The sequence below is a fragment of the Pseudomonas sp. S3_G06 genome, from assembly GCF_054667565.1.
Genome location: NZ_CP162738.1, coordinates 2,511,885 through 2,530,343, shown reverse-complemented (window position 1 = coordinate 2,530,343; position 18,459 = coordinate 2,511,885). Strand labels below are relative to the sequence as shown.

17 protein-coding genes, 3 tRNA genes and 2 pseudogenes are annotated in these 18,459 nt (G+C 57.7%); 10 read left to right on the top strand and 12 right to left on the bottom strand.

What is annotated here, in order from left to right:
• Positions 1-4: 4 nt before the first annotated feature.
• The 5 genes from AB4N47_RS11335 to AB4N47_RS11315 all read right to left on the bottom strand — a co-directional run bounded on the left by AB4N47_RS11335 (position 5) and on the right by AB4N47_RS11315 (position 5,334).
• Entirely contained in the window at positions 5-1,027 is a 1,023-nt protein-coding gene (locus AB4N47_RS11335; RefSeq protein WP_341637670.1) for an ABC transporter permease, read from the bottom strand.
• Positions 1,027-2,088, bottom strand: a complete 1,062-nt coding sequence (locus AB4N47_RS11330; RefSeq protein ID WP_071172270.1) for a microcin C ABC transporter permease YejB — start codon at positions 2,086-2,088, stop codon at positions 1,027-1,029. The genes AB4N47_RS11335 and AB4N47_RS11330 overlap by 1 nt, the downstream gene beginning before the upstream one ends.
• A complete protein-coding gene (locus tag AB4N47_RS11325; protein WP_341637669.1) occupies positions 2,088-3,956 on the bottom strand; it encodes an extracellular solute-binding protein in 1,869 nt (622 codons plus the stop codon). The genes AB4N47_RS11330 and AB4N47_RS11325 overlap by 1 nt, the downstream gene beginning before the upstream one ends.
• A 131-nt stretch (positions 3,957-4,087) precedes the next feature.
• Complete coding sequence (locus AB4N47_RS11320; protein WP_016774509.1) at positions 4,088-4,369, bottom strand: peptidylprolyl isomerase; 282 nt, start codon at positions 4,367-4,369, stop codon at positions 4,088-4,090.
• 95 nt (positions 4,370-4,464) lie between these two features.
• Positions 4,465-5,334 carry an esterase/lipase family protein gene (locus AB4N47_RS11315; RefSeq protein ID WP_341638013.1) on the bottom strand — a complete coding sequence of 290 codons (870 nt, stop codon included), beginning with the start codon at positions 5,332-5,334 and terminating at the stop codon, positions 4,465-4,467.
• Between the two features lie 334 nt (positions 5,335-5,668).
• Between AB4N47_RS11315 and AB4N47_RS11310 the strand changes: the two genes are divergently transcribed.
• Positions 5,669-6,748 carry a hypothetical protein gene (locus tag AB4N47_RS11310; RefSeq protein ID WP_341637668.1) on the top strand — a complete coding sequence of 360 codons (1,080 nt, stop codon included), beginning with the start codon at positions 5,669-5,671 and terminating at the stop codon, positions 6,746-6,748.
• A 53-nt stretch (positions 6,749-6,801) separates the two neighbouring features.
• Here the strand turns inward: AB4N47_RS11310 and AB4N47_RS11305 are convergent, their stop codons facing one another.
• Positions 6,802-7,875, bottom strand: a complete 1,074-nt coding sequence (locus AB4N47_RS11305) for a 3-deoxy-7-phosphoheptulonate synthase (protein WP_341637667.1) — start codon at positions 7,873-7,875, stop codon at positions 6,802-6,804.
• A 603-nt stretch (positions 7,876-8,478) separates the two neighbouring features.
• Here AB4N47_RS11305 and AB4N47_RS11300 point away from each other — a divergent pair.
• The 6 genes from AB4N47_RS11300 to AB4N47_RS11275 all read left to right on the top strand — a co-directional run bounded on the left by AB4N47_RS11300 (position 8,479) and on the right by AB4N47_RS11275 (position 12,366).
• Positions 8,479-8,922 carry a GNAT family N-acetyltransferase gene (locus tag AB4N47_RS11300; RefSeq protein ID WP_341637666.1) on the top strand — a complete coding sequence of 148 codons (444 nt, stop codon included), beginning with the start codon at positions 8,479-8,481 and terminating at the stop codon, positions 8,920-8,922.
• A 127-nt stretch (positions 8,923-9,049) separates the two neighbouring features.
• A complete protein-coding gene (gene gacA, locus AB4N47_RS11295; RefSeq protein ID WP_024012761.1) occupies positions 9,050-9,691 on the top strand; it encodes a response regulator transcription factor GacA in 642 nt (213 codons plus the stop codon).
• A gap of 2 nt (positions 9,692-9,693) precedes the next feature.
• Positions 9,694-11,517 carry an excinuclease ABC subunit UvrC gene (gene uvrC, locus AB4N47_RS11290; RefSeq protein ID WP_024012762.1) on the top strand — a complete coding sequence of 608 codons (1,824 nt, stop codon included), beginning with the start codon at positions 9,694-9,696 and terminating at the stop codon, positions 11,515-11,517.
• A 32-nt stretch (positions 11,518-11,549) separates the two neighbouring features.
• On the top strand, positions 11,550-12,110 hold the full coding sequence (gene pgsA, locus AB4N47_RS11285; RefSeq protein WP_016774513.1) for a CDP-diacylglycerol--glycerol-3-phosphate 3-phosphatidyltransferase: 561 nt from the start codon (positions 11,550-11,552) through the stop codon (positions 12,108-12,110).
• Between the two features lie 60 nt (positions 12,111-12,170).
• Positions 12,171-12,246, top strand: a tRNA-Gly gene (locus AB4N47_RS11280).
• 46 nt (positions 12,247-12,292) lie between these two features.
• Positions 12,293-12,366, top strand: a tRNA-Cys gene (locus AB4N47_RS11275).
• An 84-nt stretch (positions 12,367-12,450) separates the two neighbouring features.
• On the opposite strand, the gene AB4N47_RS11270 is transcribed toward AB4N47_RS11275, so the two are convergent.
• Entirely contained in the window at positions 12,451-12,984 is a 534-nt protein-coding gene (locus AB4N47_RS11270; protein WP_163012213.1) for a GAF domain-containing protein, read from the bottom strand.
• Between the two features lie 493 nt (positions 12,985-13,477).
• On the opposite strand from AB4N47_RS11270, the gene AB4N47_RS11265 reads away from it, so the two are divergent.
• Positions 13,478-13,564, top strand: a tRNA-Leu gene (locus AB4N47_RS11265).
• Between the two features lie 93 nt (positions 13,565-13,657).
• Here AB4N47_RS11265 and AB4N47_RS11260 read toward each other — a convergent pair.
• Positions 13,658-14,143: pseudogene (locus AB4N47_RS11260) on the bottom strand (tyrosine-type recombinase/integrase); the annotation flags it as partial.
• Here AB4N47_RS11260 and AB4N47_RS11255 point away from each other — a divergent pair.
• Positions 14,143-14,744, top strand: a pseudogene (locus tag AB4N47_RS11255) (terminase small subunit). The pseudogenes AB4N47_RS11260 and AB4N47_RS11255 sit on opposite strands and share 1 nt — an antisense overlap.
• Positions 14,745-14,935: 191 nt before the next feature.
• Here the strand turns inward: AB4N47_RS11255 and AB4N47_RS11250 are convergent.
• From AB4N47_RS11250 to AB4N47_RS11235, 4 genes are all read right to left on the bottom strand, one after another.
• Positions 14,936-15,328, bottom strand: coding sequence for a RidA family protein (locus tag AB4N47_RS11250; RefSeq protein ID WP_009049394.1), 393 nt, complete (start codon positions 15,326-15,328; stop codon positions 14,936-14,938).
• 232 nt (positions 15,329-15,560) lie between these two features.
• Positions 15,561-16,214, bottom strand: coding sequence for a hypothetical protein (locus AB4N47_RS11245; RefSeq protein WP_460154537.1), 654 nt, complete (start codon positions 16,212-16,214; stop codon positions 15,561-15,563).
• A gap of 46 nt (positions 16,215-16,260) precedes the next feature.
• Positions 16,261-16,593, bottom strand: a complete 333-nt coding sequence (locus tag AB4N47_RS11240) for a chorismate mutase (protein ID WP_042609810.1) — start codon at positions 16,591-16,593, stop codon at positions 16,261-16,263.
• Between the two features lie 34 nt (positions 16,594-16,627).
• A complete protein-coding gene (locus AB4N47_RS11235) occupies positions 16,628-17,479 on the bottom strand; it encodes an NAD(P)-dependent oxidoreductase (RefSeq protein WP_042609811.1) in 852 nt (283 codons plus the stop codon).
• A 118-nt stretch (positions 17,480-17,597) separates the two neighbouring features.
• On the opposite strand from AB4N47_RS11235, the gene AB4N47_RS11230 reads away from it, so the two are divergent.
• A complete protein-coding gene (locus tag AB4N47_RS11230) occupies positions 17,598-18,458 on the top strand; it encodes a LysR family transcriptional regulator (RefSeq protein WP_122704478.1) in 861 nt (286 codons plus the stop codon).
• Position 18,459 lies beyond the last annotated feature (1 nt).

The following is an 18,459-nucleotide window of genomic DNA, read 5'->3' as shown; positions in this document are numbered from 1 at the left end:
CGCTTCAGGATCGAGGGTCAAAAGCGTCACGTAACGCTTCGCCGATGAATACCAACAAAGAGAGGATCAGCGCCAGGGTAAAGAACGCGGTCAACCCGAGCCACGGCGCTTGCAGGTTCTGCTTGCCCTGACCGATCAGTTCACCCAGCGAGGCACTGCCGGCCGGCATGCCGAAGCCGAGGAAATCCAGCGCGGTCAGCGTCGAAATGGCCCCGGTCAGAATGAACGGCAGGTAGCTCAGCGTCGCGTTCATTGCGTTGGGCAGGATGTGCCGGAAGATCACCTTGCGGTCAGTCAGGCCCAGGGCGCGTGCGGCTTTGACGTATTCCAGATTGCGCCCGCGCAAGAACTCGGCGCGCACCACGTCCACCAGCGCCAACCATGAAAACAGCGCCATGATCCCCAGCAGCCACCAGAAATTCGGCTCGACGAAACCTGAAAGAATGATCAGCAGATACAACACCGGCAGCCCCGACCAGACTTCCAGCACGCGCTGTCCGAGCAAGTCGACCCAGCCGCCGTAATAGCCCTGCAACGCGCCGGCGGCGATGCCAATCAGCGCGCTGACAAAGGTCAGCATCAGGGCAAACAGAATCGACACTCGAGCACCAAAGATGACCCGCGCCAGCACATCGCGCGCCTGATCGTCGGTGCCCAGCCAGTTCACCGAAGTTGGTGGGCTCGGCGCCGGTTTGTTCAGGTCATAGTTGGGCGTGTCATCGCTGAACGGAATCGGCGGGAACAGCAACCAGCCGCCGTCCTTGCGAATCAGATTCTGCACGTACTCGCTACGGTAATCGGCCTGGAACGGCAGCTGCCCGCCGAACTCCTGTTCGGTATAGCGCTTGAACACCGGGAAGTACCACTGGCCCTGATAACTGACCATCAACGGTTTGTCGTTGGCGATCAACTCGCCACCCAGTGTCAGGATGAACAGGCCGATGAACAGCCACAGCGACCACCAGCCACGACGGTTTTTCTTGAAACGTTCGAAACGGCGACGACCCAAAGGCGAGAGCTCGAACATCAGGCATTCCTCGCGGCGAAGTCGATACGCGGGTCGACCAGGGTGTAGCAGAGGTCGCCGATCAGTTTTATCAGCAGGCCGAACAGGGTGAAAATGAACAGCGAACCGAACACCACTGGATAGTCCCGCGATACCGCTGCTTCGTAACTCATGCGCCCAAGGCCATCGAGGGAGAAGATCACTTCGATCAGCAGTGAGCCAGCGAAGAACACACTGATGAACGCCTGAGGTATCCCCGAAACCACCAACAGCATGGCGTTGCGAAACACGTGTCCGTACAGCACGCGGCGTTCGCTCAAGCCTTTGGCGCGGGCCGTCACTACGTACTGTCGGGTGATTTCATTGAGGAACGAGTTTTTTGTAAGGATCGTCAAGGTCGCGAATCCACCGATCACCAGCGCGGTGACCGGCAGCACCAGATGCCAGAAGTAATCGGCGATCTTGCCCAGGGTCGATAGCGATTCGAAGTTGTCCGAAACCAGTCCGCGCACCGGAAACCAGTTCAACGAAGTACCGCCGGCGAATACCACGATCAGGAACATCGCGAACAGAAACGCCGGCATGGCGTAACCGATGATGATCGCCGTGCTGCTCCAGATATCGAAATGGCTGCCGTGGTGCACAGCCTTGCGGATGCCCAGCGGGATCGACACCAGATAGGTGATCAGTGTCGCCCACAGTCCGAGCGAAATCGTCACCGGCATCTTTTCCAGAATCAGGTCGGTGACCGTCGCGCCACGAAAGAAGCTCTTGCCGAAGTCCAGTTGCGCGTAGTTCTTCAGCATCAGCCACAGGCGCTCGTGGGCCGGTTTGTCGAAACCGTACTGCTTTTCGATGTCCTTGATCAGTTGCGGGTCGAGACCACGGCTGGCGCGCGAAGCGTTGCTCGATGTCTCGCCGGCTCCGCCGCCGACACTGGCGCCGCCAATGCCTTGCAGATGGGCGATGGCTTGTTCCACTGGTCCGCCGGGCGCGGCTTGGATGATGACGAAATTGACCAGCAGGATGATCACGAGCGTCGGAATGATCAGCAGCAGGCGCCGCAGTATGTAACCCCACATCAGTGCGGCCCTCCGGGTCTGCCGCGACTGATTTTCTCGGCGGTCATCTGCTGATTGGTCAGTGGCGTGCGGCTGATTTCCCACCAGCTCTCGATGGCTTCGTCATTGCTCGCCTGCACCGTGGGAATGCCGAAGCGGTTCCACCACACGGTCGAGGTGCCCGGCGGGTAATAGTTGGGAATCCAGTAGTAATTCCATTGCAGCACCCGGTCCAGCGCATGGGCGTAATGCAGCATGTCCGACTGAGTAGAGGCGCGGATCAGGCCGTTGATCAAGGTGTCGACCGCCGGGTTTTTCAACACCATGTAATTGTTCGCGCCCGGATCGTTGGCCGCTGCCGAGCCGAAATAGTTGAGCAACTCACCGCCCGGAGAAGTGGTAACGGGGTAGCCGGTGACGATCATGTCGTAGTCGCGACTCATCAGGCGATTGACGTATTGCGAGGCGTCGATGCGACGGATATTCAGCTCGATGCCGATCTGCTTCAGCGTGCGCTTGTAGGGCAACAGCAGGCGGTCCATGCCGTTCTGGCTGACCAGAAAAGTGAAGCTCAGCGGCTCGCCGGCGCCGTTGACCAGTTGATCGCCATCCGGTTTCCAGCCGGCCTGCTCCAGCAGTTGCAGGGCTTGCAACTGCTTGTCACGGATGATGCCGCTGCCGTCGGTCTTCGGCGCCTCGAAGACTTTGCTGAACACTTCCTCAGGCACCTGACCGCGCAGCGGTTCAAGGATTTCCAACTCTTTTGCATCGGGCAACTGCCGGGCGGCGAGATCGGTATTGGAAAAGTAGCTCTGCTGGCGGATATAGACGTTGCGCATCATCTGCCGGTTGCTCCATTCGAAATCCCAGAGCATCGCCAGTGCCTGGCGTACCCGGCGGTCCTGGAACATCGGCTTTTGCAGATTGAACACGAAACCCTGGGCCGATTGCGGCGCTTCAGTGGCGAGGTGGGCCTTCTGCAAACGGCCATCGCTGAGGGCGGGACTGTCGTAGCCGATCGAATAGCCGGTCGCGGAAAACTCGCGGTTGTAGTCGTAGGCGCCACCACGCAGCACCTGACGGGCGACATCGGTGTCGCCGAAATACTCGATACTGAAATGGTCGAAGTTGTACAGGCCGCGACTGACCGGCAGGTCCTTGCCCCACCAGTCGCCATTGCGTTCAAAGGTGATGCTGCGCCCGGAGTCGACCTTGCCAACCCGGTACGGCCCGCTGCCCAGCGGCGGTTCATAACCACCGCCGCTGGCGAAATCGCGGCTCTTCCACCAGTGTTCGGGGAACACCGGCAGGGTCGCGATATCCAGGGGCAGGGTGCGGTTTTCGTTGCTTTTGAAGTCGAAGCGCACGGTCAGTGGCGCCTCGATTTCGACGCCTTTGACGTCGGCAAACTGGGTGCGATAACGCAGGCTGCCCTGGGTCATCAGCAGGTTGTAGGTGTAGCGAACGTCTTCGGCGGTAATCGGTTTGCCATCGGCAAAGCGCGCCTTCGGGTTGATGAAAAAGCGCAGCGACAGGCCGTCTTCCGAGCGTTCCATTTTTTCCGCCACCAGACCGTACACCGTGTAGGGCTCATCCAGCGAGCGCTGGGCCAGTGGCGAATACAGCAGGCCGTCGATCTGCGTGACGCCGATGCCTTTGTCTATATAGGGCAGCAGATGATCGAAGTGGCCGATTTCGATTGCCGAGCGCCGCATCGTCCCACCCTTCGGCGCCTGCGGGTTGGTGTAGTCGAAATGGCCGAAGCCGGCGGGGTATTTGGCCGGTTCGCCGTAAACGGTCAGTGCGTGTTGCGGGGCAGCGGTCGCACCGGCGGCACCCGTGAGCAGGGCGAGGGCGGTGAGCATCAGTGTGGGAAAAACCAGTCGCATCGTCAGCCTTGGAACGCAAAATCGATAAGCGCAAGTTGTACGCGAGCGGCGCGCCACTCGCCAGCCGTATATGTAACCGAAACACAACGGCCCACCAAAGGGTGGGCCGTTGTCAGCAACAGGACGACGAATCAGTCCTGACGGCTGGTGACTTCCAGCAGGTGGTAACCGAACTGGGTCTTCACCGGGCCTTGCACGACGTTGATCGGCGCGCTGAACACCACGGTGTCGAATTCCTTGACCATCTGGCCTGGACCGAACGAACCCAGGTCTCCGCCCTGACGGCTGGATGGGCAGCTGGAGTTGGCTTTGGCGACTTCAGCAAAATCGGCGCCGGCTTCGATCTGAGCCTTGAGTTCGTTGCACTTGTCTTCGCTGGAAACCAGGATGTGGCGGGCAGTGGCTTTGGCCATGGGGAATTCTCCGAACTGTTTCAATAAAAGGTGGAGCGTACCGGAATCAGTCGGTGAATTCTCGGCAAAGTTCCATTCTGATTCCCTGACTCTACTCACAGATCCGCCGCCCGCAGGCGCTGGGCATGCTCGACGTACAGCTCGATAGGGTCCGGCGAAGACGCGTTTACGCCTGGGCTGCGCCGCAAACTAGCCAAGTGATCCATTGGATAATCAGAGCGGACCACTTGGCCGAGATGGCTACTGAAGCGTCCGACGAAACCGTCATTCTGCTGGGGTTCGGTGGTGAAATATTGCGACAGCACCCAGCAGATGCCCTGAACCGGATCCTGCGCTGGCAACGTGGATTGCGGGACAACGCCGCTCCACGAGTAATAGCGCACGCCGTTGACCTGCTCGGCGCCGTGACCGCCCCAAGTCAGTGGCAGCCCCTGTGGAAATTTGTCATTGAATTGACCGACGCCGACCGTGGTCAGTGCGTTGAGTGCGGCCAACGCGTTCTGTGGCAGTGCCACGCTGCCGCTGAGCAGCGACATTAAGTCAGCAAATTGGGTCGCCACGTTTTGAGCGACGGCGTCGGGGAGCTTGCCCGGGATCAGCGCCTTGCGCAGGAAGTCGGCGAGCTCCGAACCATGGTTCGGACCACTGACGGAGGTGACCGAAGCGACTACGTTTGGTGCAAGCGCCGCCGCATAGCGTGCAGCGAGTGCGCCCTGACTGTGTCCTATAAGGTTGACTTTCTTCGCGCCTGTGCCTCGCAGCACACAGGCAATCTGTGACAGCAATTGCTCACCCCTCACTTCATTGTCATGGGTGGCCGAAAGGTGTGGAACAAACAATCGACAGCCAGCCGCTTTCAGCGCGGATTTGACGTCATGGAACAGCTCGAAATGACCGATACGCTCGAACCCGAACAGACCGTGGACCAACAGGATGGGATAACGAGTTGTAGCATTCCGTTGCATGTTCTTACCTTTTTCGTAGAAGTTCATCGGGAAATCACCGAGCCACTCTAAAACACTCATCTCGTTGAAGAAGTACGAAGACGCTTCACGTTGCGTTTGAAAATGGACTAAGAGACGTACGAAGTTTCGGAGAGCTGTGAAATCCGAATCGGAAGTTCATAGGGTCGTTTGTCGTCACAACAGCGCGAACACCCCAGTTGCCTACCTTGTGAGTAGAGGTTGCGCCGTCGTCGCGGTGTATTCGGCTGACATCCAGAACCTGCAAGGAAGTCCTCAATGTAGGTGTCAGTGTCGTCATTCGGGACGGCACGTTTTCCAGGGAGTGGAGACGAAAATGAATAGCCATGAAGTCGAGTTTTACTGGCGGATGCGTCCGTCCGCGGTTGCCGATGTGTCTTTCGATCCTCTGATCGCGCCGACCATTGACGGGCTTGAGGGCAGCGTGCTTGAGCCTTCTCTGGTCAGGGCCATCGTTCGCATTTCTCCTTATGCCAACATGAGCTGTGGCGATCAGCTGGTGCTGTATTGGGAGGGGCTGGATATCGAAGGCTTTGCCTATCAATACGAGAGCGTTCGATTCATCAGCCAGGCCCAGATTGGCAAAGACGTAATCTTCATCATCAAGGGCATGCATGTGGCTGCGCTGGATGGAGGCTCGCTGGAGGTTTACTGGACACTGCAAAGTGCGTCCGCGCCCAAGGCATTGGAATCTGCACGCCTGCAACTGTCTGTGGGCGATATGCGCACGCAATTTTTGGCGCCACAGATCGAAGGCTCGGTAAACGGAGCGCTGGAGCCATCGCGAGTGGCAGAGGGCACCCTGGTGACTCTGCAGCCTTACGCGAGGATGTCGGCGGGTGATCGGGTGATGTTGTCCTGGCACGGCGATACCTCGCCCGAGATCTTTACCGACTCATTGAACGTGGAGGCCTACTCCGTCGCGCAATGCCTGTCGTTCTGGGTGCCGGGTAGCTACATCGAGGCGCATCGCGGTGGCGAGGTGGTAGTCGCCTACCGTGTTGAACAATGCTGGGGAACGATCCGAACGTCGGAGCCTGCGACGGTTTTCATTGGGCCGGCAGTGCGTGCTGAACTGGCCGCGCCGGATATTGTTGGGGCGATCGATGATGTGCTGTCGGTCAAGGACTCGATAGAGGGGGTTGCCATTCTGATCAAAGACCCGCAGGTGCACGAAGACGAGTTGGTCTATCTCAAGTGCGATGGTGAGTTCTTCAGTCATCGCGATGATCTTGAAATCACTCGGGAGACGGCCGGGCAACCGGTGAGTTTCACTGTTCCCCATCGGTTCTGGCGCGAGCACCACGGCACGACGGTGGAGATTGGCTACATCATCGAACGTCTGGACGACATCAGTCAGCAATCTGCCGTGAGGCGGATCAGCGTCGTGGCCTAGACCGGGGCAGTGAGCCCTCCGCGCTCTTGATGGAGCGGGAGGGCAATCTGCGATCAGGCTCTGGCTTGTGCCAGGCGCGTAGCAGCGTCGGTCAACAATTGTTCCGTTGCGCTGAAGCCGAGGCAGCCGTCGGTGATCGATACGCCGTAGCGCAGAGAGCTGCTCAGCGGCTGGCAGCCTTCGAACAGATGGGATTCGAGCATCATGCCAATCAGCGCATGGTTACCATGCAGGCGTTGTTCAAGCACATCGTTGAACACGGCTGGCTGGCGCAGTGGATCCTTGCCGCTGTTGGCATGGCTGCAATCGACCATGATCCGGCTGGGGATCTTCAGTCGGCTGAGCTCGGCGCTGATGTTGGCCACGCTGCTTGCATCGTAGTTCGGCCCTTGATGGCCACCGCGCAGCACGATGTGGGTATCAGCGTTGCCAGCTGTCTGCACGATCGCCGGATGCCCTTGGCTGTCGACGCCGAAGTGCCGATGCGCATGGGCTGCCGAGCGCATGGCGTCGACAGCAACGGCGGCGCCGCCGTCGGTGCCGTTCTTGAAGCCCACCGGCATGTTCAGGCCGCTGGCCATTTCGCGGTGGATTTGCGATTCGGTGGTGCGGGCACCAATGGCCACCCAGCTCAGCAGGTCATCAAAGTAGTTGGCGGCCATGGGTTGCAGGAGTTCGGTAGCGACCGGTAGTCCGAGCCGGATCATTTCCAGCATCAGTTCGCGCGACAGCGTCAGGCCGGTAGCCATGTCGTCAGTGCCGTCCAGATGCGGATCGTAGGCCAGACCTTTCCAGCCGATCGTCGTTCGCGGCTTTTCGACGTAGGCGCGCATGACCAGCAGCATTTCACCGCTGACATCTTCGGCCAGGCGAGCGAGTTTTCTGGCGTATTCGACTGCCGACTGCGGATCATGGATAGAGCAGGGGCCAACGATGACCAGCAGGCGCGGGTCTTCACCGTCGAGGATGGCGCGCACCGCCTGGCGATGGGCAGTGACCTGCTGATGCAGGGAGTGGCTGAGCGGTAATTGCTGTTTGAGCTGCAACGAGCTGGGCAGACGCAGGGTCAGCGCTTCGTTGGCAGAATCGAGGATGGACGGCGGCAAAGCGGAAACTGAAGAGTTCATGTTCGGTCTTCCTGGGCGGATGGCGGGTTTTTCCCGCGCACTCGGCCCTACTGGGGTGTTCGACAAATGGCCGTACTGGCTAGGCGTGTGTGTTTGCCACCTGTAGGTGACCGATCGGAGGCGGCAGGCTGTCCCGAGCGGAGGCTGGTAAATCGCCAGGCGCTAAAGCTGTCGTAACGGTAATAAGTGGCGTAGTTCATGGTGTAAACCTCGAAATGTGGTGTGTCGCTGAAAGTGATGGGCCTGAAAAAACAAAACCCCCGGTCGGGAAGCCGACCGGGGGTTGAGAAATCTCTGGTAGGCGACCCGTTATCATGGGCGCCGTTTGGGTATCAGGCGCGCCAGTGGCTAAACCAATACCCAAAATAAAAGTTGTCTGGAGCGCAGGCGTCGTTCACCCACGCAGCCGCAATCGAGCGCGAGGCGCTGGCGATGCAAGACTGTGAAGGGGCGTTGAACATGGTCTGTCTCCGATGAATGCGCCGAGCTTACTCGACGCTGATACGCGTCAGCAATCAGAAAATGCTATTGCGTGCCGAGCGAAACGGCTATCACTGGCAAACGATCTGGTTAAAGTGCATTTTTACGATTGGAGAGAGCTGAATGAGTTATCGAATTCGGCATGCCACCCATGATGATCTTGCTTTTGCGCGGGACCTGACCTGTCGCAACATGCTGCGTTATTACATTGACCACGATCTGTTGTGGCAGGACGAGGCGTTTGACGCAGGCTGGCAGTATCGTGAGAGCTGGATGATCCTCCAGGATGAACTGCTGATCGGCTTTGTCAGTCTGAGCGAGGATTCGCGGGCGCTGTACATACGCGAATTGCAGATTGATCAGACCTGGCGAGGGCAGGGCGCCGGGTCCTGGGCTATCGATCAGGTTATTGACATGGCCCGTCAGGCGCGACGTCCTGCACTGCGACTGACGGTCTTCGATAACAATCCTGCGCAAGCACTGTATGTCCGCAAAGGACTGCGTATCGTAGGCAGGGATGAGTGTTTCCTCAGAATGCAGCTTGATGTGAGTACAGCTGTGCTCTGAAACCCACAGCCGGCAAGCCCTGAATGATGAATTGAAACTTTTTAAATGCGGCTTTCCGCTAGGTCTGTCTGGCACTTTTTGCTAAGGTGTCCGGCATCCCAATAAGACCATATCGCGAGGTGTCTGCTTGATTAGGGTGCTAGTGGTCGACGACCATGATCTCGTTCGTACAGGCATTACACGGATGCTGGCCGATATCGATGGCCTGCAGGTGGTGGGTCAGGCCGAGTCAGGTGAAGAGTCCCTGATCAAAGCCCGTGAATTGAAGCCTGACGTAGTGCTCATGGACGTCAAGATGCCCGGCATCGGCGGCCTCGAAGCCACACGGAAACTGCTGCGCAGCCACCCGGACATCAAGGTGGTTGCCGTTACGGTGTGCGAGGAAGACCCTTTCCCGACGCGTTTGCTGCAGGCCGGCGCCGCCGGTTACCTGACCAAGGGGGCGGGTCTGCCGGAAATGGTTCAGGCCATTCGGCTGGTTTTCGCCGGGCAGCGTTACATCAGTCCGCAGATCGCTCAGCAGTTGGCGATCAAATCATTTCAGCCAACCAATGATTCGCCGTTCGATGCCTTGTCGGAGCGGGAAATCCAGATTGCCTTGATGATTGTCGGCTGCCAGAAGGTCCAGATCATTTCCGACAAGTTGTGCCTGTCGCCGAAAACCGTGAACACCTACCGCTACCGCATTTTCGAGAAGCTTTCGATCAGCAGCGACGTCGAGCTGACACTGCTCGCGGTGCGTCACGGCATGGTGGATGCCAGCGCCTGACCATGACCGAGACATTTGATTCCAGTGCTTTCCTGTCGACCGTCAGCGGTCGCCCGGGCGTCTATCGCATGTTCGACAGCGAGGCGCGCCTGCTGTATGTCGGCAAGGCGAAAAACCTGAAGAAACGTCTGGCGAGCTACTTTCGCAAGACCGGGCTGGCGCCGAAAACGGCTGCACTGGTAGGGCGTATCGCTCAGGTCGAGACGACCATCACCGCCAACGAAACCGAAGCGCTGCTGCTGGAACAGACGCTGATCAAGGAGTGGCGCCCGCCGTACAACATCCTGCTGCGCGACGATAAATCCTATCCGTACGTGTTTCTCTCCGACGGACAGTTTCCGCGCCTGAGCATCCATCGCGGCGCCAAAAAGGCCAAGGGCAAGTATTTCGGCCCCTATCCGAGTGCCGGCGCCATACGTGAAAGCCTGAGCATCCTGCAAAAAACCTTTTTCGTCCGCCAGTGCGAGGACAGCTATTACAAGAATCGCACCCGTCCGTGCCTGCAATACCAGATCAAACGCTGCAAGGCGCCATGCGTGGGCCTGGTCGAGCCTGACGTCTACGCCGAAGACGTGCGCCACTCGGTGATGTTCCTCGAAGGTCGCAGCCACGCGCTGACCAACGAGCTGTCCACCGCGATGGAAGAGGCAGCGATCAATCTCGAATTCGAACGCGCGGCCGAATTGCGCGACCAGATTGCCTTGCTGCGCCGGGTGCAGGACCAGCAGAGCATGGAAGGCGGAACCGGCGATATCGACGTTATTGCCGCATTCGTCAACCCAGGCGGCGCCTGTGTCCACCTGATCAGCGTGCGCGGCGGGCGCGTGCTCGGCAGCAAGAATTTCTTCCCGCAGGTCGGCATTGAGGAAGACGTTTCCGAGGTCATGGCAGCATTCCTCGGTCAGTACTACATTAGTAGCCCCGAACGCGATCTGCCGAGCGAACTGATCGTCAACGTGGTTCACGAAGACTTCCCGGCGTTGATCGAAGGCATTCATACCTTGCGCGGCCGCGAGTTGGCAATCAGCCATCGAGTGCGCGGCACGCGCGCGCGCTGGCAGCAATTGGCCGTGACTAACGCTGAACAAGCGTTGGGCGCGCGTCTGGCCAACCGTCAGCACACCGCCGCGCGATTCGATGCGCTGGCCGAAGTGCTGAATCTGGATGAACCGCCGCAGCGCCTGGAATGCTATGACATCAGTCATTCCAGCGGCGAAGCCACGGTGGCCTCGTGCGTGGTGTTCGGGCCGGAAGGCGCGATCAAGTCGGATTATCGCCGCTACAACATCGAAGGCGTCACCGCCGGCGACGACTACGCGGCCATGCACCAGGCGCTGACTCGCCGCTTCAGCAAACTCAAGGACGGCGAAGGCAAGTTGCCGGACATTCTGCTGGTCGACGGTGGCAAAGGCCAATTGTCGATGGCCCGGGATGTGCTCAACGAACTGGCCGTACCGGATCTGATCCTGTTGGGCGTCGCCAAAGGTGCTACCCGCAAGGCCGGTTTCGAAACGTTGTATCTGAATGATGCAGCGCACGAGTTCACCTTGCGCGGCGATTCACCTGCCTTGCACTTGATCCAGCAGATCCGCGATGAGGCGCACCGCTTCGCAATTACGGGGCATCGCGCTCGTCGCGGCAAGACCCGCCGAACCTCAACGCTGGAAGGCGTGGCAGGGGTAGGGCCGACCCGCCGCCGTGACCTGTTGAAACATTTTGGTGGATTGCAGGAGCTGTCTCGTGCAAGCATCGAAGAGATCGCCAAAGCCCCGGGGATCAGTAAAAAGCTCGCTGAGTCGATTTATGCGAACCTGCATAGTGAGTAGAATGCCCCTTCACCTCGTAGCCAGTTGTGCCGATGAATATCCCTAATCTGATTACCGTTCTACGCGTCCTGCTCATCCCGATCTTTATTTTGCTGTTCTATCTGCCCTACGAGTGGAGTTACATGGCCTCCGCTTCGGTGTTCGCCTTCGCGGCCGCAACCGACTGGCTCGATGGTTACCTGGCGCGCCGACTGGAGCAGAGCACACCGTTCGGGGCGTTTCTCGATCCGGTCGCCGACAAGCTGATGGTCGCTGTTGCCCTGGTCCTGCTGGTGCAGGAACACGGCAATCTCTGGCTCACACTGCCAGCGGCGGTCATCATCGGTCGCGAGATCGTGATTTCGGCCCTGCGCGAATGGATGGCCGAACTCGGCGCACGAGCGCAGGTAGCCGTTTCCAATCTGGGCAAATGGAAAACCGCTGCGCAGATGCTCGCGCTGGTGATTCTGCTGGCTCATCCAAAGGCATTCAGCTTCTGGGTCGTGCTCGGTTATACGCTGCTGATCGTATCGGCAGGGCTGACCCTGTGGTCGATGGTTCAATACCTTCGCGCCGCCTGGCCGCACCTGAAGACCGATGTCGAAAAGAAATAAAAGTTTTTTGAATCAAGGGGTTGACGGGGCATCTTAATTCTATAGAATGCGCCACACCAAGCGGGAATAGCTCAGTTGGTAGAGCACGACCTTGCCAAGGTCGGGGTCGCGAGTTCGAGTCTCGTTTCCCGCTCCAATTTGTACAGTGTTTGTTGTTGTGCTACTGACAGCAAAGACTTTGAGGCCGAGTAGCAAAATGGTTATGCAGTGGATTGCAAATCCACCTACGCCGGTTCGATTCCGACCTCGGCCTCCACTATCAAAAAACCCCGTAGATCAATGATCTACGGGGTTTTTTGTTGTCTGCAGAAAAATGTGGTGCTCACCTGTTTGCGGAGGGTCAATCAGTCAAGCACGATCCGGTCTGGATGTGGCTGGCACCTTCCACCGTGAGATTCGAGAAAAAGATGCAGCCAATGAGCCGCGCGAACAGCGTCAATGTCTCTGCAAGATCGGGGTTGTCAAACAGAACAGCCCTTGAGTCCAGAGCACATAAGGCACCCCAGAGTCTCCCGTCCGGCAGGAAAACAGGCGCGCCTGCGTAGCTTTCAATCGAATATTGCTTCACCACAGGACGTGACGAAAGTCGTCCATCCTGGCTGATTTGTGGAAGGAAGAGGGCTTGCGGATTTCGTCGAAACTCACTGCAAAGGGTGGTTTCCAGATCCAGCGTATCGCCGACATTTATTCCCAGTTCAATCGGATCGTACGCCGAACAAACGATCCACTCTGTTTCAGTGAATTTTGCGATGCCGGCAAAGCGTGTACCGGTCAGACGGGTGACAAGTTGCAGGATATTGGTGGTCGCTTCGATCTCGGCGATCGCCGAGCGCTCCTCTTGGCTTAAAGACGCTTTTAGAACGGTGTCACTCATTTGCATGGAATCAAATCTCCTGATTGCTTGTACATCCCTGAGCACTGCTCTGGTGACGTTCTGTGAGGCGTGATCGTGGTTGAAGGGGGGGCGTGCTGATTACCCTTTGATTATTGATTTCGGCGCCATCCTTTAGCGTAGACATCCCGTCCAGTCCTGGGTTGCCTGCTCATAATCTCAATCGATGAAACATCTGTCACCCGTGCAGCTAAGGTGATGGTGAGCGTCTGAATCTTTTGAGTTTATCGTCTCAATTTCCAGTCGGGTTGCTGCGATTTGCCAGTAACCTCGGCGTCTACTTCAAGCAAACTCCGTAGCTCCCTGATTTCTGAGGCTTTTTGATTTTCCTCGGTCAGCGATATTTAGTTCTCAAATCGCGCACTCCAAACTTGCTTCACCGGGACGTGATGTATATATTCCCCGCTCGGCTTTTCAAGCGGCCATCCTGTCAGGATCGCAACCGCAAGGCTGAGCAAAGCAACACCGCGCTACCGCCCGAATGGCGAAACTGGTAGACGCATGGGACTTAAAATCCCCCGCTCGTAAGGGCGTGCCGGTTCGATTCCGGCTTCGGGCACCATGAATATCAAGGGCTTGCATGACATACCTCATGCAAGCCCTTAGTTCTTTTTTCCGCAATCAAAAAATCTTTTCCGCAATTCGTGACCGTTAGTCACCTCGTAGGGGTGACCTTCATGCCCTTCCGCATACGGATGTACTGTTCTGTCATCCCTACGGTGGTGTGCCCAAGTTGGTCTCGAGCTTCTCTGATGTTCCCTGTTGACTCCTCTTTATCCGTGGCCGCTTTTGCTCGTAGGTCGCGCATCTGAAATTCTGCTTTTGGAATCCCGGCTGCTTCCCTGGCGTCATCGAACCTTTTTCTGAGCATGCTGGTCGTCATCGGCTGCCCAGAGTCGATTACTACCAGGCGTGTTGATCTGATTTTCTGTCCGGTCTTTCGCGCCATGATTCGATCTATTACGACTTTGAGCTCACCAATGATTTCGATCCTTCGTTTAGCCCCAGTTTTGCCTTGCTGGACGGAGAGCTTTCCGTCCTTTATGTCGCGCTCATCCATCTTCAATGTGTCAGCGACCCTCTGACCTGTTAGATAGAACAGGTCCAAAGCATCTCTTAATGGTTGATCGGCATGCTGGTATGACCGCAGCCACGTACCTATCCAAGAGCGCCTTCGCCGCACACATCGGCCGCTCACCGAGTTACATCACCTGGCTGAAGGAAAACGGTCGACTGGTCCTGTCCCCAATGGCAAGCAGGTCGACGTTCTGGCCACCGAAGCATTGATCCGCGATACCGCTGACCCGAGCAAGGCTGCCGTCGCTGCTCGCCACCAACAGGAGCGGCTTCAGCGTAATGTGTACAGCCACGTCGCTACACAATCCGAACCGACCAACATGGCTGCGCCGCCGCCCGTTGATCCCGCGCAAGGGCAGTCCCCGGACTTTCAGAAAGCGCGTGCACATCGCGAGCACTACTTGGCGCGGATGGCTGAGATGGAGTTTCGCAAGGCGCAGGGGGAGCTGGTGGAAATCAGCTTTGTGCAGAAAGCCGCTTTTGAAACGGCGCGATCGCTTAATCATTCGCTAATGAGCCTGTCGCCGCAATTGGCGCCACAACTCGCCGCGCTGTCGGATCCGTGGGTGGTGGAGAGGCAGCTAACGGCTGCGCTGCGCCAACGACTTAACGAAGCGGCACAAGTGTCAAGCGATGACTTTGGATTTGCGTTTAGCGAGTGCTAAGGATATCCGCTGATAGGCATTTTTCTGCTCGCATCGGAATTGATTGGCGCCTGCTTCCAGTCAGTATTAGCCGTCGGCGTAAAGTGTTATCACGCGCCTACCGATGCAGCAGGCAAGTGTAATTTTGAATCTACCACCGCATGCGTAGTCACCCATTTTAAGACCTGGATATGCAGGTTCTTGTCAGAGGGTTATCGCTCTACTGCGACGCACTTGATCTCCACGAGAAGGCCAGGTCGAGCTAATTCACTGACACCAATGCAGGTCCATGCACAAGTGCTTCTCGGAAATACTTTATCCTTTACGCGTCTGAAAATTGGCATGTGACGGTGCATGTCGACGTGGTAAGTTGTCATTTCTACGACATCTTCAAATTTACAGCCACCTGCCTCCAAGACGATCCGGAGATTGTCCCATGCAGCTAAAAACTGCTGCTCAGGTTCTTCAATGACGGATAATTCCGGCGTCCTGCCTACCTGACCCGCGCAGTAGAGAGTTTTTCCTACCTTTACTGCTGGTGCATAACCCGCGCGCTCGTAGATCAATCTCATGCCATCTGGAACAATGATCTGACGGTCAGTCATGATTGCGGAGCCCCAAGTTAGAACGGTTACGAAAGCTAACTCAGGGGCCAGAGCCGCGTCCACTCAGTTCACTTCTCATCTATTAATCAACCCCACAGGTGCTTTTAGCCGCTGCTGAGTCTTTTTGAACTCATTACCTAATGTGGCTACCTCGATCGATGCAAAAGGCGCGAGCCGGTAGCGTTACTGATCAGAAGCATTTCGATGGTTGGTTCGCTGCTAGGCTGGCTCGTCAGTTCGTGTCGTCATCACCTTGAAATATATCTGCGTAAAGTCGCGCGACTGTAGGGGTAAGGTTATGACCGGCAGGAATGAGAAAGTCGGCGTGTGGTGCGAGCCGTTTTACGTAGATGACTTCGTAAACCCTGCGCACGATTCCAGGTGCTGTTTCTTCCCGGTCCAAGCCAGGCATTATCCCTACCGCTTTGTAACCGGCTTGCTCCAGTGATTGTTGCATATACGGCGTGCGGGTTGTTGCCATGCCATAGATCAGCCCCGCGCCCATGAACGTGCCGATTTTTTCTCCCAGGTCCTGGGCCGCAACGGCCAGTCTGGCTTGTCTGTGCGGTTTGGCTACCGCGCCGACCCGCCCGAAAATAACGTCAGCACCGTCAATTTTTTCCCACGTGGCGATAGCGACAATCTCATCGTTCTGGCGGACGACGGTAGCGAATATGCCTCGATCCGGATCGTCTTCGAGCACCACGTTGTCTGCGTAGAACTGCTGGTCCAGAAACGGGCTTGCCAACCCCACCGAAATGGAGGGAAACCATGTCCGGAAAAAATCTGTCGCGACATTGATCTCCTCACGTTTCAGGTAATCCCAACTGTAGCCATAGGGTAAATCGGTGAAGCTGCGAATTTGCTCGATCGTTGGCCATTTCATGCGGTTCTGCTCGTTTGTCTGATTGCTTCGATAAGTGGCGCCGGGGTCAGGCCCGAGGGTCAGGGTTATTGGCGGGTGCCGGGGCATGCCTGGCGGCGATCTGCCTGTGGCGCTCGACCACTTCGCCAATGACCAACTGCATCAGCCTCTGCACGATGGCCGTATCCAGCTCGGCCTCCTGAGCAAGTGCTGCCAGACGCTGGTATTGCTGCTGCTCTCTGGCCTCGTCTACCGCAGGCAACTGATATCGGGCCTTGAGCAATCCGACCTCATCGGTACAGCGAAACCGTTCCGCGAGCAGGTGGATGAGGGCGGCGTCGATATTGTCGATGGTTTTCCTGAATGTTGAGAGTTGACGCGCGATGTCGGAGTTTTCCATGAATGACCTCGTGACAGGTGTTCGAAAGAGCTTCTCAATGATTCGTCTGCTGAGCAAAAACCGACCAGTCCTTGTCGCCATCTCCCCTGGCTACCGCCGATGTCATTTTCAATCGCACGGCATCCGCCGCTGGCAACTCCAGCCCCTTGAGACGACCCGCATCGATCGCCAGATTCATATCCTTGAGGCCAAGCGACAGTTTGAATCCCGGTTCAAAATTGCTGCTGACGATGTTCTGCCCATAACGTTGATAACTGGGGCAGGCGAACAGGGTCTGGGTCATGAGCTTGATGAAAATCGAAGGGCTCAGTCCGTGGCGTTGAACGAGTCCGCTGGCTTCGCCCAGCGACTGGATGGCTTGGGTGATCATCATGTTGCCGGCGATTTTCGCGATACAGGCCTGTTCAGGTTGGTCGCCCAGATACCAGGTTTTTTTCCCGAGCAGGTCGAACAGCGGTTGGACGGTCGAGACAGCGGCCTGCGATCCGGCCGCCAGGATATTCAACTCGCCCTTGGCCGCCACGGCGGGCACGCCGAAGACCGGCGCCGCGATCAATGGCATGCCGACGGCTTCATGTTCGCGCTGCAACTCCAACATCAGCGAAGGCGACAAGGTCGACATCACGACATGCACGCAAGCTTTGTCTGCAGTTTCCAGAACAGCGCTGGAGAGCAACACTTGCCTGACGGCGGCATCATCGGCCAGAAGAGTGATGACTACCTCTTGCTGGAACGCCGAGGCCGGCGTTTCGATAACGCTGATGCCTTCGAGATCCTTGATCGCCGCCTGACTGCGGTTCCATGCCGAGACGTGATGGCCAGCGCGGACGAGCAGTGGAATGATGGCTCTGCCCATGCATCCCACTCCGATAAAACCAATCTTCATTTGCAGTCTCCGGTTGGTATTCGACGACGGTGAATGCAGACAAGTATGTCGGGCACGGGATTGCTACGGCACTGCCATTGCTGCACTCTCACTGTTCATTTTTGTACGGGGGCGGAGCATGGACTGGAGTGATGTGCGGGTCTTTCTCGCGATTGCCCGCAGCGGGTCATTAGGGGCTGCCGCCAAGCTGTTGGGGGTCAGCCATCCGACCGTGGGGCGGCGCTTGCAGGTGCTGGAACAGTTCAGTGGCCAACCCGTTTTCCTGCGTACCAACCAAGGTCTCGTGTTGACCGACAGCGGCGAGAAGCTCCTCAGCCTCGCGCAGGAAATGGAGCAAAGTGCGTTGGCCATCGAAAGGCGCCTCGCGGGGGACAGCGCACAGCCCGAAGGTGTGCTGCGCATTTCCTGCGCTGACTGGTTCGCCTGTTATGTGCTGGCCCCGGTGCTGAGTGAACTGGGCCGGCGTTATCCATTGATCGTGCCCGAGGTCATTGCCGGGCATCGATTGTTTGATCTGGCTCGCCGCGACGCCGACATCGCGTTTCGAATCGTTCCGTTCACCGAACCCGATATCGTGCACCGCAAGCTGATCTCCCTGACTTACGGGTTATACGCAGCCGTTGGATCTGCTGACCCTGAGCCACAGGGCGCCGGGCTGGGTCTGATCACCATGAGTGTTGCCCAGTCTCATTATCCCGATGTGCAGTGGCTGCAGCAGCGTTACCCTCTGGCGCGTACCGTGTTTACCAGTAGCAGCCGCACAGTCCAGGCGCAAATGTGTGCGCAGGGGCAGGGCGTCGCGGTATTGCCCCGCGCTTTGGGCGACCAGTTGACGGCGCTGCGTCTGATCGATTCAGATGAACCGCCACCAGGCCGCGACATTTGGATGGGCTACCACCAGGACATGCGCCAGATGGACAGTCTGCGCGCGCTTGCCGACCTGGCCTCCGTCATGATTGGCACTCAGGCAGGCGGTTGAT

Bases quoted from the DNA above. Each gene is read 5' to 3' on its own strand.
- AB4N47_RS11335 (WP_341637670.1), bottom strand. From the start codon at position 1,027: ATGTTCGAGCTCTCGCCTTTGGGTCGTCGCCGTTTCGAACGTTTCAAG.
- AB4N47_RS11330 (WP_071172270.1), bottom strand. From the start codon at position 2,088: ATGTGGGGTTACATACTGCGGCGCCTGCTGCTGATCATTCCGACGCTC.
- AB4N47_RS11325 (WP_341637669.1), bottom strand. From the start codon at position 3,956: ATGCGACTGGTTTTTCCCACACTGATGCTCACCGCCCTCGCCCTGCTC.
- AB4N47_RS11320 (WP_016774509.1), bottom strand. From the start codon at position 4,369: ATGGCCAAAGCCACTGCCCGCCACATCCTGGTTTCCAGCGAAGACAAG.
- AB4N47_RS11315 (WP_341638013.1), bottom strand. From the start codon at position 5,334: ATGCAACGGAATGCTACAACTCGTTATCCCATCCTGTTGGTCCACGGT.
- AB4N47_RS11310 (WP_341637668.1), top strand. From the start codon at position 5,669: ATGAATAGCCATGAAGTCGAGTTTTACTGGCGGATGCGTCCGTCCGCG.
- AB4N47_RS11305 (WP_341637667.1), bottom strand. From the start codon at position 7,875: ATGAACTCTTCAGTTTCCGCTTTGCCGCCGTCCATCCTCGATTCTGCC.
- AB4N47_RS11300 (WP_341637666.1), top strand. From the start codon at position 8,479: ATGAGTTATCGAATTCGGCATGCCACCCATGATGATCTTGCTTTTGCG.
- uvrC (WP_024012762.1), top strand. From the start codon at position 9,694: ATGACCGAGACATTTGATTCCAGTGCTTTCCTGTCGACCGTCAGCGGT.
- pgsA (WP_016774513.1), top strand. From the start codon at position 11,550: ATGAATATCCCTAATCTGATTACCGTTCTACGCGTCCTGCTCATCCCG.
- AB4N47_RS11270 (WP_163012213.1), bottom strand. From the start codon at position 12,984: ATGAGTGACACCGTTCTAAAAGCGTCTTTAAGCCAAGAGGAGCGCTCG.
- AB4N47_RS11250 (WP_009049394.1), bottom strand. From the start codon at position 15,328: ATGACTGACCGTCAGATCATTGTTCCAGATGGCATGAGATTGATCTAC.
- AB4N47_RS11245 (WP_460154537.1), bottom strand. From the start codon at position 16,214: ATGAAATGGCCAACGATCGAGCAAATTCGCAGCTTCACCGATTTACCC.
- AB4N47_RS11240 (WP_042609810.1), bottom strand. From the start codon at position 16,593: ATGGAAAACTCCGACATCGCGCGTCAACTCTCAACATTCAGGAAAACC.
- AB4N47_RS11235 (WP_042609811.1), bottom strand. From the start codon at position 17,479: ATGAAGATTGGTTTTATCGGAGTGGGATGCATGGGCAGAGCCATCATT.
- AB4N47_RS11230 (WP_122704478.1), top strand. From the start codon at position 17,598: ATGGACTGGAGTGATGTGCGGGTCTTTCTCGCGATTGCCCGCAGCGGG.